Annotated in this window: 8 protein-coding genes; 5 read left to right on the top strand and 3 right to left on the bottom strand. The window is 67.0% G+C overall.

Annotated features, from left to right (window positions below):
• Together WAO18_RS17450 and WAO18_RS17445 are read right to left on the bottom strand one after the other, a co-directional pair.
• Positions 1–941 (bottom strand): PPE family protein (locus tag WAO18_RS17450; RefSeq protein ID WP_422207491.1); only part of this gene is annotated, 941 nt, incomplete at its 3' end.
• 7 nt (positions 942–948) lie between these two features.
• Positions 949–1251, bottom strand: a complete 303-nt coding sequence (locus WAO18_RS17445) for a PE family protein (RefSeq protein WP_422207490.1) — start codon at positions 1249–1251, stop codon at positions 949–951.
• 295 nt (positions 1252–1546) lie between these two features.
• Here WAO18_RS17445 and WAO18_RS17440 point away from each other — a divergent pair, with 295 nt between their 5' ends.
• Complete coding sequence (locus tag WAO18_RS17440) at positions 1547–2257, top strand: thioesterase II family protein (RefSeq protein WP_422207489.1); 711 nt, start codon at positions 1547–1549, stop codon at positions 2255–2257.
• Between the two features lie 8 nt (positions 2258–2265).
• On the opposite strand, the gene WAO18_RS17435 is transcribed toward WAO18_RS17440, so the two are convergent.
• Positions 2266–2508: a hypothetical protein gene (locus tag WAO18_RS17435; protein ID WP_422207488.1), complete on the bottom strand. Its 243-nt coding sequence runs from the start codon at positions 2506–2508 to the stop codon at positions 2266–2268.
• A gap of 406 nt (positions 2509–2914) precedes the next feature.
• Here WAO18_RS17435 and WAO18_RS17430 point away from each other — a divergent pair, with 406 nt between their 5' ends.
• From WAO18_RS17430 to WAO18_RS17415, 4 genes are all read left to right on the top strand, one after another.
• Positions 2915–4660 carry an AMP-binding protein gene (locus WAO18_RS17430; protein ID WP_422207487.1) on the top strand — a complete coding sequence of 582 codons (1746 nt, stop codon included), beginning with the start codon at positions 2915–2917 and terminating at the stop codon, positions 4658–4660.
• Between the two features lie 293 nt (positions 4661–4953).
• A complete protein-coding gene (locus WAO18_RS17425) occupies positions 4954–10254 on the top strand; it encodes a type I polyketide synthase (RefSeq protein WP_422207486.1) in 5301 nt (1766 codons plus the stop codon).
• On the top strand, positions 10254–15008 hold the full coding sequence (locus WAO18_RS17420; RefSeq protein ID WP_422207485.1) for an SDR family NAD(P)-dependent oxidoreductase: 4755 nt from the start codon (positions 10254–10256) through the stop codon (positions 15006–15008). Before WAO18_RS17425 ends, WAO18_RS17420 begins: the two co-directional genes overlap by 1 nt.
• A gap of 5 nt (positions 15009–15013) precedes the next feature.
• Positions 15014–16038 (top strand): polyketide synthase (locus tag WAO18_RS17415; protein WP_422207484.1); only part of this gene is annotated, 1025 nt, incomplete at its 3' end.

The raw sequence follows: 16038 nt of genomic DNA, 5'->3' as shown, positions 1-16038 counted from the left end.
CACTTGGACAGCTGGCCACCCACACCGGACATCACCGTTGCGGCCTTGCCGTCGACCATCTTGGCGACGTTGTCCAGCAGCGAGTCCTTCATGGCGACCAGCGTGTCGGCGCTCGCACCGGCGCCAGCGCCGCCCGAGCCCCCGCTCATGAACATACGAGCGGGCGTGCTGGCCAACATGCCCATGTAGTACGTGCTCTGGATCGGAAGCAACGCGGCAGTCGGGTTGGCGGCGATCGACGAAAGCGCCGCCGGGAACCAGGTATCGAAACCGGCCAACGAACCGAGCTGGTTCGCGCCAGTGCCACCGAACAAGTTTGCAATGCCTTGGAGCAGCGCCGCCATAAACAGGTCGGCACCGCTGGTCGAACCCGCCGCCTGCGGAACCGCCGACGCCGCGAGGGCCTGCGATCCACTCGTCACCATCGGTGCAGCCGTCTGCGCGGGCAGCGCGCCTGATGCAGTCGAGGAGTTCGAATGGTAGGTGTCCATGCCCAGGGCGTCCTGGATCCACATGTCCAGGTACTCAGCTTCGTTCTGGGCGATCGCCCCGGTGTTCTGGCCGAGGAAGTTGTTGGACACCAAGGTGGTCAGCTCGGCCCGGTTGGCCGCAATCAGCGGCGGCGGAACCATCGAGACATACGCAGTCTGGTACGCGGCGGCAGCAGCCTTGGCCTGGGCGCCGGTCTGCGCCGCTTCGGCCGCGGTGCTCTGCAGCCAGGCGATGTACGGCTCGGCGGCCGAGGCCATGTGTGCCGACGTCGGACCCAGCCACGCGCCGGTGGTCAGGTTGGTGATCGCGGTCTGGTATTGAGTGGCGGTCGACTCCAGGTCGGCGGCCAGCTCATCCCATGTCGTCGCGGCCTCCAACAACGGACCCGACCCCGCGCCCTGGTACATCAGCGCGGAGTTGATCTCCGGAGGTATCAGCGAAAAGCTCATCTAGGTGCTAACCGATTACGGATGCTGCGGCGTTAGCTGCCTCGGTCAGCGCGTACGCGCCGGCGCCGGAGCGCAGTGCCTGCACCAACTGCTCGTGGACCTCCGCGGCCTGAGCGGCGATCTGCTGGTACGTCAGGCCGTGCTGACCGAACTGCGCCGCCGTCATCGCCGAGACGAGGTCGGAGGCAGCCGGGGCGAGCCCCGTGGTCGGCGCGGCCGCGGCCGAGTTGCGGGCCGCCATGGCGTCCCCGATACCGGACAGCGTGCCTGCAGCCCCCTGCAAGACGTCTGGCTGTGTAGTTACGAACATGTCAAACCCTTTCCCACGACCCGACCAGCACTACCTGCAAAGAGTACTGGAATCTGGGCGTTTGGATAGACCTCCCCTAGCGTGGTCGCCACGCATGATGTCGCAGGAATCGTAAGGCTTTTTCGGCGGTCGCGATAGCCGAATCGCGAAACGTGTCGGCCGCAAACAGCTCAGTAGATTCTTTGCCTTCTCACAGGTTTTAATGATTGTCAGCTGAAACGCTGTTTAGTTGTCGTCCGAGTGGCCACCGTCGCGTCGTGCCGGGCGGGCAAGTTGGGGACTGTATCGTTGCCGCGTGACCGGGCAGCCGCCGAAGCTCTTGATCTTTCCGCACGCCGGAGGATCGGCAGAGTTTTACGTTCCTTTCGCCAAAGCCTTTGCCAGCGATATCAAACGCGTCGCCGTTCGCTATCCGGGCCGCGGTGGTAATCACGACCTTGGGTCGTTTACCACCATTTCCGATCTGGCCGACAAGGTTTGCCAGATGATCAAGCCGCCGGACGATCCCGACGAGAAGCTGGCGTTCTTCGGCCACAGCATGGGTGGGTTGCTGGCGTTCGAGGTCGCGCGCCGGTTCGAGGCGGCGGGCAGCCCGATCGCGGCCCTGTTCGTCTCTGCCGCCGCAGCTCCCGGGCATGTCGGCTACGAGCACATCCCCGAATCGGACCAAGGACTGCTCGCCGCGGTGAGCGAGATGACGGGCGTCAACCCCGAGTTCCTGGAGAACGAGGAATTCGCGGCCAGCATCCTTCCGACGTTGCGCGGGCTCAAAGCGATCTCGAAATACGATTGCCCGCCCGAGGTGAAGTTGTCCTGTCCTATCTCAGCGTTCCTGGGCAACGATGACGAAGTCGCGAACTACGAGAAGGTGCTGCCTTGGTCGGAGCGGACTACAGCTGAGTTCAGCATCAAAGTTTTCCCCGGCCACCATTTCTATCTGACCGACCACATATCCGAGCTTGTTGGCGAGATCGAGCCGAAGATCTTGTCCTCTTGTCGAGGCTGAGTGGTCCGTTAAATAAAACGATTGTTGTCAAAATCGGGCGCATTGCAATCGCGATGTACAAACAGCATCGCCATTTTTTCCTGACCAGTTATGCGGCTAATAATTTGGACTTGAATACCGATAAGTTGGACGGCGCGGCTACCCGTGATCTGCACGAGATAGCCCGTCGACGCGCCGGAACGGCTGAACTGGGCAGCAGCCGCGGGGTGAACAACGCCACAGCGGCCCACCGGCGTGTCGAAACCCAGCAAACCCGCTCTTGGAGGGAGGTTTCCTGGGGAAGGCCTCCGGTAGACCGGCCGTATCGGCGCCGTGACCGTCGCATCGGCGGTTTGCAGCCGCCATCTGGGCCCGGATCCTCCTCGCCACCACCCGAAAGCTCTCGCAAAGCGTTTAAGCATTCGAAACTATGCGCATAAACTGACGTTCGGGTAAGGTCGGGGCGTCGCGGCCGGCAAGTGCACGCAGCCAGTTGCGATCCGCATAGCAAACCTATGATCCCAGCAATGACGCTGGCGAAACAGGGCAGTTGTTTGGCGCGCGTATTACATTCTTGGGTTTTTGGTCCGAGATGTGCGACGCCCCTGTTAATCTCCTGCATCACAAGCGCCCGTCTAGTTTCTGTCCGGGCTCTAGGTCTTAAGGGGTGGTGACGCGATGGTAGTAACCGAAGCCTCTATTCCCGCGGTGCTGCGGGATTGGGCCCGGCAGCAACCTGATGCGCCGGCCTACACGTACCGCGATTACGAGATCGACCCGGCCGGCTACTCCCAGACGCTCACGTGGTTCGAGCTCTGCGGCCGGGTGCAGGCGCTCGCCGCTGAGATCGCGTCCTGCGGAGCGCCGGGGGACCGGGCGGCCATCCTCGCGCCGCAGGGCCTCGACTACATCGTCGCGTTCTACGCAGCGTTAGAGGCCGGGCTCGTGGCGGTTCCGCTGCCCGTCCCGCAGTTCGGCGCCCACGACGAGCGAGCCACGGCGGCCCTGCAGGACTGCGCTCCTACGGTGCTGCTGACCACGACGGCCGTCGTCGATGACGTTGCCAGCTGCGCCCGTTCACTGCCCGGCACGGCGCCGGCGCTGATTGAGGTCGACAGCCTCGACCTGGATGTGGAGCCGAACTTCCAGGCTCCGCCCGCGCCGCGGACCAAGAACGCTGTGCTGCAGTACACTTCCGGTTCGACGCGCTCGCCGGCGGCCGTGGTCGTCACGCACAAGAACATCCTGGCCAACATCGAGCAGGTGAAGGCGGACTACTTCGAGGCCGAGGGCGCGGTCCCGCCGACCGACACCACCCTGGTGTCCTGGCTGCCGGTCTACCACGACATGGGCCTGCTGCTGGGCATCACCGGCGCACTCACGCTCGGTCTGCACTCGGTGCTGATGAGCCCGATGGCGTTCTTGCAGCGCCCGGCACGCTGGGTCAAGGAACTGGCCATCAACACCCGCACGTTCACCGCGGTGCCGAACTTCGCGTTCGAGCTGGCCGCGCGGCGGACCACCGACGAGGACATGGCCGGGCTCGACCTGTCCGGCGTGCACACCGTGCTGTCCGGCAGCGAGCGGGTGCACGCGGCGACGATCCGGCGGTTCATCGACCGCTTCTCGGAGTTCGGCTTCCCGGCCAGCTCGCTGAAGCCGTCGTACGGCCTGGCCGAGGCGATGGTCTATGTGAACTCGTCCGGACCGGGGCGGCCCCCGACGGTGGCCACCTTCGATTACGAGAAGCTGTCCGCCGGCCACGCCGAGGCGTGCGGCAACGAGACCGGCGTCGAGCTGGTCAGCGTCGGCATCCCGCGCGCGTCGACGATCCGCATCGTCGACCCGGAGAACCGCGTCGAGAACCCGGCCGGCATGGTCGGCGAGATTTGGCTGCACGGCGATAACGTCGCCGCGGGCTACTGGCGCAAGCCGCAACAGACGCAGAAGACCTTCGGTGGTCAGCTCGTCGACCCGTCGTCCGGCACGCCGCTGGGCCCGTGGCTTCGCACCGGTGACTTGGGCACCATCTACGAGGGCGAGCTGTTCATCATCGGCCGGATCAAGGACCTGCTGATCGTCGACGGGCGTAACCACTACCCCGACGACATCGAGGCGACCACCCAGGAGATCAGCGGCGGCCGTGTCGCGGCCATCTCCATCGAGGACGGCCGCACCGAGCGGCTGGTCGTGATCGCGGAGATGAAGGACAAGGGCAACTCCGAGGAAATGCAGGAGCGCCTTCGCAATGTGAGAGCACAAGTGACGTCAGCCATTTCGAAGTCGCACGGACTTCGGGTGGCCGATCTGGTGCTGGTTCCGCCTGGCTCGATTCCGATCACCACCAGCGGGAAGATCCGCCGGTCCTCGTGTGTTGAGGTCTACCAGCAGGACGACTTCAGCCGTTTGGATTCCACTGCGTGACGCTTGTCGGCAATGCCGACAGGTCCGCATGGTGGGATCCAAACGGCTTTACACCGCAGCGGGAGTAAAGCCATTGTCATCCAACGAATTTTCGATACCCGCTGTGCAGGGGGGGTGCATTCGGCAACAGCCGAGTGGCGGCGGTAACATCAGTCACTTCGGCTGGGATGAACGTTGTGGGCGCGACGACGCGAACCGACTGGATACGCCCGGATGACATCGGTGCGCGAGGCGGCGTTTCTCGCACACGGTGTGGTACTGCAACAACTTTCCGACAGACCGGGGGGAGGGCGATGACTGCTGCACCGTCGGACCGTCGGGCCATTATCACCGAGGCGTTGCGCAAGATCGACGACCTGACCGCTCGGCTGGAAATCGCCGAAAAGGGCGACACCGAGCCGATCGCGGTGGTGGGAATCGGTTGCCGGCTCCCGGGCGGGGCGAACACTCCCGATCAGTTCTGGCGGCTGCTGCAAGACGGCGAGAGCGGCATCGTCGCGGTCCCGTCGGGACGCTGGGATGCCGACGCTTTCTATTCGGACGACCACTCGGTGCCCGGAACCATCATCAGCAAAGAGGGTGGTTTCCTCACCTCGTGGCGGCCCGACGAGTTCGACGCCGAGTTCTTCGGCATCTCCCCGCGGGAGGCCGCGGCGATGGACCCGCAGCAGCGGCTCCTGCTCGAAGTCACTTGGGAGGCACTGGAAAACGCCGGCATCACGGCGCCGATGATTCGTGGTAGCCAGACCTCGGTGTTCGTCGGTATGACCACCTACGACTACACCCTGACCCTGGCCGGCCGGCTGCCACCGGAAGAGGTCGACCCGCACGTCCCGTTCGGCAACGCGGCGAACTTTGCTGCCGGACGCTTGTCATATTTCTTGGGCGCCCACGGCCCGGCAGTCGTTCTCGACACCGCCTGCTCGTCGTCACTGGTCACGGTGCATCTGGCCTGTCAGAGCCTGCGCCGGCGGGAGAGCGACCAGGCACTGGTGGCCGGGGTCAACCTGATGTTGAGCCCGGAAAACAGCGTTGCCACCTCGCGGTGGGGGATGTTGGCGCCAGACGGCCGGTGCAAGACCTTCGACGCCAGCGCCGACGGCTACGTGCGCAGCGAGGGCTGCGGGGTTGTGGTGCTCAAACGGCTCGGCGATGCGATGCGCGACGGCGATTCGGTGTTCGCGGTGGTGCGCGGATCGGCCGTCAACCAGGACGGACCCAGTAGCGGGCAGACCGTGCCCAGCGGTCCGGCCCAACAGGCCGTGGTTCGTTCGGCTTTGGCGGCCGCCCGACTCGAGCCGTCGGACATCGACTACATCGAGGCGCACGGCACCGGCACCGCATTGGGCGACCCGATCGAATTGGGCGCGCTGCACCAGGTCTTCGGTGAGCGCAACGGCTCGGCGCCGCTGGTACTGGGGTCGGTCAAGACCAACCTCGGTCACCTGGAGTCGGCCGCCGGCATCGCAGGTTTCATCAAGACCGTTCTCACCGTGCAGCGCGGTTACATTCCGCAGCATCTGCATTTCACCAAGCTCACGCCGAACGCCGTCGAGGGCGCGTCGAAATTCACCATCGCCGCCGACGGCATGGACTGGCCCGCCGTCAGGCGCGCGCGCCGGGCCGGAGTGTCGTCCTTCGGGGTCAGCGGCACCAATGCGCACGTCGTCATCGAGCAAGCTCCGGCACCGGAGCCATCGAAAAACACTGTGCCACAACCGGAACCGGTAATCAGCACCTTGGTGGTGTCGGGCAAGACCCCGGGCCGGATCGCATCGACGGCCGGCACACTTGCCGACTGGATGATCGGCGAGGGCGCCGCGGTGTCGCTGACCGACGTCGCCCACACGCTCAACCACCACCGCACTCACCACAAGACATTCGCCACCGTGTCCGCGCGCGATCGCGCCCAAGCCGTCGCCGGTCTGCAGGCGTTGGCCGCCGGCCAGTCGGCGCCCGGCCTGGTCGGCCCCCACGAGGGTGTGTGCAAACCGGGCACGGTCTTCGTGTATTCGGGCCAGGGGTCGCAGTGGCCCGGCATGGGCCGGCAACTGCTGACCGACGAGCCGGCGTTCGCCGCGGCGGTCGCCGAGCTCGAGCCGCTGTTCATCGAGCACATGCGGTACTCCCTGCAGCAGGTGCTGACCGAAGGCCGGCGGGTGACCGGGGACGCGCGGGTCCAGCCGGTGCTGATGGGTCTGCAATTGGCGCTGACCGCGCTGTGGCGTTCCTACGGCGTGGAACCCGATGCGGTGATCGGCCATTCGATGGGCGAGGTGACCGCGGCCGTCGTGGCCGGCGCACTGACTCCCGACGAGGGCCTCCGGGTGATCGGCACCCGGTCCCGGCTGATGTCGCAGGTGGCCGGCCAGGGCGCGGTGGCGCTGCTGGAGATGGACGCCGACGCGGCGCAGGAGTTGCTCGCCGAGTATCCCGAAGTAAGCGTGGCCGGGTTGCTGTCGCCGCGCCAAACGGTGGTCGCCGGCTCGGTGGCACAGGTCGACGCGGCGATCGGCGCCGTGAGTGCGCAGGAGCGTTTCGCACGGCGGGTGAACATGGAAGTCGCCTCGCACACCGCGCTGATGGATCCCATTCTGTCCGAATTGCGTTCAGCGCTAGCCGATCTGAGGCCCAAGCCGCCAACGATCCCATTCATCTCCACCGTTGCCGACGCCAACGTGACGCCTACCCTGGATGCCGACTACTGGGTTGACAACGTGCGCAAGCCGGTGCGGCTGCACCAGGCCATCAGCGCCGCCGCCGAGCAGCACGCCACGTTCATCGAAATCAGCCCGCACCCCACGCTGACGCACGCCGTCACCGAAACACTGGAGTCCGTCCACCACCACAGCGTTGGGACGTTGTCGCGCAAGGACGATGACACGGTCAGCTTCCACACCAATCTCAACCGCACGCACGTCCGGCGCCCGCCCACGCTGCCGCACCCGCCCGAGCCGCATCCCGTTCTCCCGGGCGCGCCGTGGCATCACACCCAACACTGGATCAGCGCCGAGGAGTTCGTGAAGGCCGCCGAGTCGGCGCCCCGGCCCGGCACGCTGCTCGGTCAGCACATCCCGGTCGCCGCGACACCGCCGGCGCATCTGTGGCAGGCGCGTCTGACGCCGACGACCAAGCCGTATCCGGGATCGCACCACAACAACGGCGTGGAGATCATCCCGATATCCGTTCTGCTGCAGACGCTTTCGGAGGCGGCGGCCGAGTGCGACGGATCGGCGGTATCCGACATCCGCTTCGAGTACCCGATCGTCGTCGACGAGCCGCGCGTGGTTCAGGTGGTTGCCGACGGTGGGTCGGTCACTGTGTCGTCGAGCGCTGCGTCCGGCGGTCCGGCCCAGCACTGGATCCGGCATGTCACCGCTCGCATCACCCGCGGGCAAGGCGACCAGGCGACCGGCAGCGCGGTGGCCGGTTCCGGTGACGCCGAGTTCACCGACGACTCGGTGACATCGTTGTGGCAGACCTGGGGCAGCGAGGGACGCCCGTTCGGCTGGTCGATCGACTCGTGCAAGTCCAAGGCCGGCGAATTGCACGCCGACGTCGAGCTCACCCGAGCCTCGTCAGTTGCGTTGCTGGATGCCGCAATTCACATTGGCCGGCTGCTGGACAGCGAGAACCCGCGGCTGATGGTACCGGCCACCGTCGCCGGCGTCCGGTTCGACGCCGATCTCGCCGACCCGCGCGGTCGCGTCGAGGTGCGCCGCCGCGACGGCAGCGACGAAGCGCTGATCGTTGACATCGTGGTGACCGCGCCGGACGGCAGTACGTGCGTCGAGGTGCGCGGGCTTCGCTACGCGGCGGTGGATTCGAGAGCGGCGGCCGGCCGCAGCGACGATCCCGCGTCGATGGTGCATGCGCTGGACTGGCAACCCTTTTCGCCGGACGAGGGCGGCGCCGACCAAGCCGGCCCGAGCACGGTTGCGGTGTTGGGCGACAACGATATTGTCGGCACGCTACGCGACGGGCTGACTCGCGACGGCTATACGTCGGCCGCCGTCGCCGACGCGCGCTACGTCCTCTACGTTGCGGAATCCCGTTCCGGTGAAACCGATGTCGACGCCGTAGTGCGCATGTCGATGGAGCTGGTCGATCTGGTCGGCGGGCTGGCCGAGCGCGACGAAAGCCATCCGGTCACGCTGTGGATCATCACCCGCGGTGTTCGTGAAGGCAGCTCGGACGCCGCAGTCGCGCAGAGCCCGATGTGGGGAACGGCCGGAGTCATCCGGGCCGAGCAGCCGCAGCTGTGGGGCGGCCTGATCGACCTGCCGGACGGCTCGGACGTCGGTGGCCTGGTGTCCGCGTTGGCTACGGTCCTGCGGACGCCCGCGAAGTCGATTCTGGCGCTGCGCGACGGTGAGTTCCTGGCGCCGGCGCTGACGCCGGTATCCGGCGAGCCGGTCCGCGAGCCACTGCGGTGCCGCCCGGATGCGGCCTACCTGATCACCGGTGGTCTGGGTGCGCTTGGTCTGCTGACGGCCGGCTGGCTGGCCGACCACGGTGCCCGGCGGGTGATCCTGGCCGGCCGCACCGCGTTGCCGCCCCGGCGCGACTGGGACAGCGACGCCAACGACGCCGACACCAAGCAGAAGATCGACGCCGTCCGGGCGCTGGAGATGCGCGGCGTTGCCGTCGAAGCCGTGGCCCTCGACATCGGCTCGCCCGAGGCCATGCAGGCCCTGCTGGCCAAACGCGACGCCGAGGGCGCTGTGCCGATCCGCGGCGTCGTCCACGGCGCCGGTATCACCGACGCCCACCTGTTCACCGAGCTCGAAGAAGACCGCCTGCGGCAGACCGTATGGCCGAAGATCGCCGGCGCGCAGGTGCTGCATCAGACCTTCCCGCCCGGCACCCTGGATTTCCTGTTCCTGACCGCCGCGGCCGGCGCCGTGTTCGGTGTCCCGGGCCAGGGCGCCTACGCGGCGGCCAACGCCTACCTGGACGGCCTGGCCCAACTGCGGCACCGGCAGGGCTGCCACACCGTCAGCCAGGACTGGGTGGCCTGGCGCGGGCTTGGCTTCGGCGCCGAAGCGCAGATAGCGCTACAAGAACTCGAGCGGCTCGGGTCACGGCCGATCAGCGCCGAGGAAGCCTTTGCCGCCTGGGACCACCTTGCCCGCTACGACGTCGCGCAGGCCGTCATGGCACCGCTGCCGTCGGCGGACGGACCCGCGGACACCGAGCCAAAGGCCACGTCACCGGCCTGGGCGGAGATGCCCGCCGAGGACGTGGTTCGCGAGATGCAGGCCGGGCTGCGGGCCATCCTGGCGCGCGAACTGCAGATGCCCGAATCCGAGCTCGAGCTCGACCGTCCGTTCGCTGAGCTGGGCATGAACTCGGTGATGGCGATGTCGGTTCGCCGGGACACCGAGCAATTCGTTGGGATCGAGCTGTCCGCGACGATGCTGTTCAACTACCCGACTATCGTGGCACTCGCAGAACACCTGGCGAAAAAGGTTTTGCCGCAGACAGAATCGGACAGCGAGATCGACGTGTTGGGGGATTCGGACGGCGGCGTGCTGAGCGAGCTGTTCGACAGCGTCGAGTCAGCTCCGGCTGGCAGTGAGAGGGGCATTTGATGACGTCGTCGTACGACGAGGACGCACTACGGCATTGGCTGGCTGACTACCTCGTCACCAACGTCGGGTGCAGTCTCTACGACATCGACTTCGACGCCCCGATGAGCGATCTCGGTCTGGGCTCGCGCGACGCGGTTGTGCTATCCGGCGAGCTGACCGAGCTGCTCGGCCGCAAAGTCTCACCGGTCGAGTTCTGGCAGCACCCGACGATCAGCGACCTGGCGCGGTTCCTGACCGGCACCGACTCCTTCGCCAGCGAGGCCGAGCTCGAGGTGGAACGTAGCCACCTCGGCGAGCCGATCGCGGTGATCGGTCTGGGCTGCCGATTCCCCGGCGGCGTCTCCGGCCCGGACGAGTTCTGGCAGTTCATGTGCGACGGCAAGAACGGGGTCACCGAGGTCCCGCCGGAGCGCTGGGCGCCGTTCGACGACGGAACGCCGGAGGTCGCGGCGGCGCTGAGCCACACCACCAAGTTCGGCGGATACCTGGCGGACATCGACGCCTTCGACGCCGAATTCTTCGACATCTCGATCCGCGAAGCCGCCAAGATGGATCCACAGCAGCGCATGCTGCTTGAAGTCGCCTGGGAGGCACTGGAACACGCGGGAATTCCGCCGAGCTCGCTGCGCCGCTCGCAGACCGGTGTCTTCGCCGGTGCATGCTACACCGACTACGGATACGTGGCCGGCATGGACCTGACCGGTGTCGACGCCTGGACCAACTCCGGTGGCGCACTGAGCATCATCGCCAACCGGTTGTCGTATTTCCTGGATTTGCGCGGGCCGTCGATCACCGTGGACACCGCATGCTCCTCGTCGATCGTCGCGCTGCACATGGCCTGCCAGAGCCTGCGCATCGGAGACTCCGACGTCGCCCTGGCGGCTGGTGTGAACCTGATGCTGGCGCCCAGCGTCGTCCGGGCGTTCGACCAGACCGGCGCGCTGTCGCCGACCGGTGCCTGCCATGCGTTCGACGCCGACGCCGACGGGTTCATCCGCGGCGAGGGCTGCGGAGTCGTGGTGCTCAAGCGACTCAGTGACGCCGTGCGCGACGGCGATCGGTTGCTGGCGGTGGTGCGCGGGTCGGCGGTCAACCAGGACGGCCGGTCCAACGGCCTGTTGGCACCCAACCCCGCCGCTCAGATGGCGGTGCTGCGCTCGGCCTACACCAATGCGGGCGTGTCACCACAGGAAGTCGACTACGTCGAGGCCCATGGAACCGGCACGCCACTGGGCGACCCGATCGAGGCGCGCGCGCTCGGCACGGTCCTGGGACGCGGGCGCGCCGAAGAAGCGCCACTGCTGATCGGCACCGTCAAAACCAATCTCGGACACCTCGAAGCCGCGGCCGGCGTGGCGGGCCTGATCAAAGCGGTGCTCGCGGTGCATCGGGGCAGCATCCCCGGAAGTCTTCACTACAAGGCCCCCAACCCGCACATCGCCTTTGACCAGCTGCGTCTGAAAGTGGTTGCCGAGCAACAGGAATGGCCGCAGACCGAGCATCCGCGACGGGCAGGTGTTTCGTCGTTCGGCTTCGGTGGCACGAACGCGCATGCAGTGATCGAGCAGGCCCCCGCCCCGGTGCCGGTCATCCGCGAGGCCGACCCCGCGGTAACCACGTTGGTGTTGTCCGGCAAGTCCGATGAACGGATCGCTTCGCAGGCCGGGTCGCTCGCGACGTGGCTGCAGGGAGCGGGCGCCGAGGTGCGACTGCCCGATGTGGCACACACACTCAACTATCACCGTGAGCGCCACCCTCAGTTCGCCACCGTCTGCGCCCGCGACAAGGCGCAGGCAGTGGAGCAGTTGACGGCGCTGGCCGACGGCCGCACCGCCGAAGGTGTGGTCGGCGCGCACGACGGACCGTGCAGTCCCGGAACCGTGTTCGTCTACCCGGGGCAGGGTTCACATTGGGCGGGCATGGGTCGGCAGCTGCTGGCCGACGAGCCGGTGTTCGCCGAGGCGATCGGCGAGCTGGACCCGATTTTCGTTGACCAGGTCGGGTTTTCGCTGCAGGAGATCATCGCCAACGGCCATGCGATCAGCGGCGACGCGCAGGTCCAGCCGGTACTGATGGGATTGCAGCTCGCGCTGACCGAGTTGTGGCGTTCGTACGGGGTGCATCCGGACGCGGTGATCGGCCATTCGATGGGCGAGGTCACCGCGGCGGTGGTCGCCGGGGCGCTCAGCGTGGTCGACGGTCTGCGGGTGATCGCCATCCGTTCCCAGTTGATGTCGAAGCTGGCCGGCCAGGGCGCGGTGGCGTTGCTCAAACTCGATCCCGAGGCAACCGCGACATTGCTTGCCGACTACCCCGAAGTCAGTGTGGCGGGCTATATTTCGCCACGCGAGACAGTGATCGCCGGCCCGGTCGCCCCGGTCGACGCGGTGATCGCCGCGGTGAGCGCGCAGAATCGTTTCGCCCGCCGGGTCAACATGGAGGTGGCGTCGCACACGGCGCTGATGGACCCGATCCTGGACGAATTGCGCTCGGCTCTGGAGGATTTGGCTCCCGAGATCCCGACCATCCCGTTCTATTCGACGGTCACCGAGGGCGTCACGTCGCCGATGCTGGATGCCGACTACTGGGTCGCCAATGTGCGTCAGCCGGCACTGCTCAGCCAGGCCGTCACCGCCGCCGCGGAGGAGCACGGCACCTTCGTCGAGATCAGCGCGCATCCGATCCTGACCCACGCCGTCGGCGACACGCTGGATCCCACCAGCCATCACCACAGCGTGGGAACGCTGTGGCGCGACGGCGACGACGGCGTCCGCTTCCACACCAACCTCAACACCGTCCACACCAGTCATCCGCCGCAGACCCCGCACCCGGTCGAGCCGCATCCCGTGCTGCCGACCACGCCATGGCACCACGGCCACCACTGGGTCAACCCCCGGCCGATTTCATCGGTCAGACAGGCTGGCGCCGTTGGCGATCCGGTTGCATCTGTCGACGGGCCGATCCCGTCGGAGTGGTACTGCCAGCTGTCCTGGCCGACCCGCGCCCTTGCCGCGGTTGACGGCGACGCTGACAGCTCGTGGCTGGTGATCACCGACTCCGGGCTGGGGCCCGAGATCGGGCACGTCCTCGGCGACGAGTTCGCCGCGGACGTGGAGTCGACGTCGCTGCTGGCCGAAGACGCCGACCCGGCGGCGATCACCGACGCGCTCGCCGGGGTGACCCATGTGCTGTACGCACCGCCGCCGGCCGGTGGCCAGTTCGAAGCCGAAGCGGGATATGAGTTCTTCAATGCCGCACGCCGACTGACCGCGGCGATCGCCGAGATGGGCGTCGCACCTCGCCTGTATCTGCTTACCCGCAACGCACAGCCGGTCACCGAGGGCGACCGGGCCAACCCCGCCCACGCCGTGCTGTGGGGCCTGGGCCGCACGCTGGCGCTGGAGCATCCCGAATTCTGGGGTCGCGTCATCGATGTCGACGAGTCGGTTCCCGACGCACTGGCTGCCCGCTACGTGGTGGACGAGGCGAAGGCCGCCGACGACGAAGACCAGGTCGTCTACCGGGCTGGTCTGCGCCGCGTTCCGCGACTGCACAAGGGATATCCGCCATCGACCGCGCCTGCCGAATTGTCCAAGGACAGCAGCTATCTGGTGATCGGCGCGACTGGTAACATCGGGCCGCACCTGATCCAGCAGCTGTCCGACTCGGGCGCGGGCACCGTCGTCGCGGTGTCGCGCAACCCCGGTTCGCGTCTGGATGATCTGGCCGCCCGCTTGGCGCCGGGCGGCACCACTGTGATGACGGCGGCGGCCGACGCGGCCGACGAATCCGCGATGAGCGCGCTGTTCGACCGCTTCGGCGCCGACCTGCCAGCGCTGGCCGGCATCTACGTCGCGGCCTTCGGCGGTGGCCCGATCACGTTGCTGGAGATGACAAGTGACGACGTCACCGCGATGTTCCGGCCCAAGCTGGACGTGGTCTCGCTGCTGCACCGACTGTCGCTGCGTCACTCGGTCGAGCAGTTCGTGCTGTTCTCGTCGATCTCCGGTCTGACCGGATCGCGGTGGCTGGCGCACTACACGGCGACGACCACGTTCCTGGACACCTTCGCGATGGCCCGGCGGGCCGCCGGTCTTCCGGCTACCGCGATCAACTGGGGACTCTGGAAGTCGTTGTCCGACACTCAATCCGAAGAGGAACGTCAGGTCACCCTGGCTTCGGGTCTGGAGCCGATGGCCGACGACGTCGCCATCAAGGCGCTGCCGTTGCTCACCGGGCCCGGCGCCCAGGCGCGTCCGACTGTCGTCGCCGCCGACTGGCCCTTGCTGGCCGCGGCGTACCGCACCAGGGCAGCCCTGCGCATCGTGGACGACCTGTTGAGCAAGGGTGGCAGTGACGACAGTTCGACGGCGCGCAGCACCGAATTCCGGGATGCGTTGCGCGAGGCCGAACCAACCCGTCGCAGTGGCATTCTGGTCGATCACGTCACCGCGCAGGTTGTCGCCGCGATGGGGCTGGCGTCGTCGCAGTTGCTCGACCCGACAGCGGGCTTCTTCCAGTCCGGCATGGACTCGCTGATGAGCGTGACCCTTCAGCGTGCTCTCTCGGACAGCCTGGGTGAGACGCTTCCCGCGTCGGTGGTGTTCGACTATCCGACCGTCGAGGCGTTGTCCGATTACCTGGCCACCATTCTTCCGGAGGTGGCCGAAGCCGCCGAGGACGAAAGTGCCGACGACTACGAGGACTTCAGCGATGACGAACTCCTCAAAGAGCTGTCCGAAAGGCTGGGTTGAGCGGGATGACTGCACCGCCAGATCGTCGGGCGATCATCACCGAGGCGCTACGCAAGATCGATGACCTGACGGCTCGGCTGGAGATCGCCGAAAAGGCCGACGTCGAACCGATCGCCGTGGTCGGGATGGCCTGCCGGCTCCCCGGTGGTGTGAGCACTCCCGACGATTACTGGCAGCTGCTGCATGACGGGGTCAGCGGCGTGATCCGGGTGCCCGAGGACCGCTGGGACGCCGACGCCTACTTCTCCGAGGACCACACCCGGCCGGGCACGATCTGCAACCGGGAGGGTGGCTTCCTCACCTCCTGGCGCCCCGATGAATTCGATGCCGAGTTCTTCTGGATCTCGCCGCGAGAAGCGGTGGCGATGGACCCCCAGCAGCGACTGCTCCTTGAAGTTTCCTGGGAGGCACTGGAAAACGCCGGTGCCACGCCCAAGGCGATTCGCAACAGTCAGACCGGGATCTACGTCGGTCTGACCACCAGCGACTACTACTGGCTTTCGACTGACGGCGTGGTACGCCCGGAAGACTTCGACCCCTACCTGCCGTTCGGCAACGCGTCGAACTTCGCCGCGGGACGGCTGTCGTATTTCCTTGGCGTGCACGGCCCGGCCGTGGTGCTCGACACCGCATGCTCGTCGTCGCTGGTCGCCATCCACCTGGCTACCCAGAGCCTGCGCCGTCGCGAAACGGATCTGGCGCTGGCCGCCGGGACCAACCTGATCTTGACTCCGGAAAACAGCGTCTCCTGCTCGCGGTGGGGGATGCTGGCTCCCGACGGCCAGTGCAAGACGTTCGACGCTGCCGCCAATGGCTATGTGCGCAGCGAGGGTTGCGGCGTGGTGGTGCTCAAGCGCCTCAGTGATGCTGTCCGCGACGGGGATACGGTGCTGGCCCTGGTCCGAGGATCTGCGGTGAATCAGGACGGTCCGAGCAGCGGGCAGACCGTGCCCAGCGGACCGGCCCAGCAGGCGGTCCTGCGCGCGGCGCTGGCCGCGGCGCGGTTGCAGCCGTCAGAGATCGACTACAT

This window comes from Mycobacterium sp., assembly GCF_049278535.1.
In the GTDB taxonomy this organism is placed as follows: Bacteria; Actinomycetota; Actinomycetes; order Mycobacteriales; family Mycobacteriaceae; genus Mycobacterium.
The sequence above is the reverse complement of the archived record's forward strand: the minus strand, read 5'-3'. Positions and strand labels throughout refer to the sequence as shown.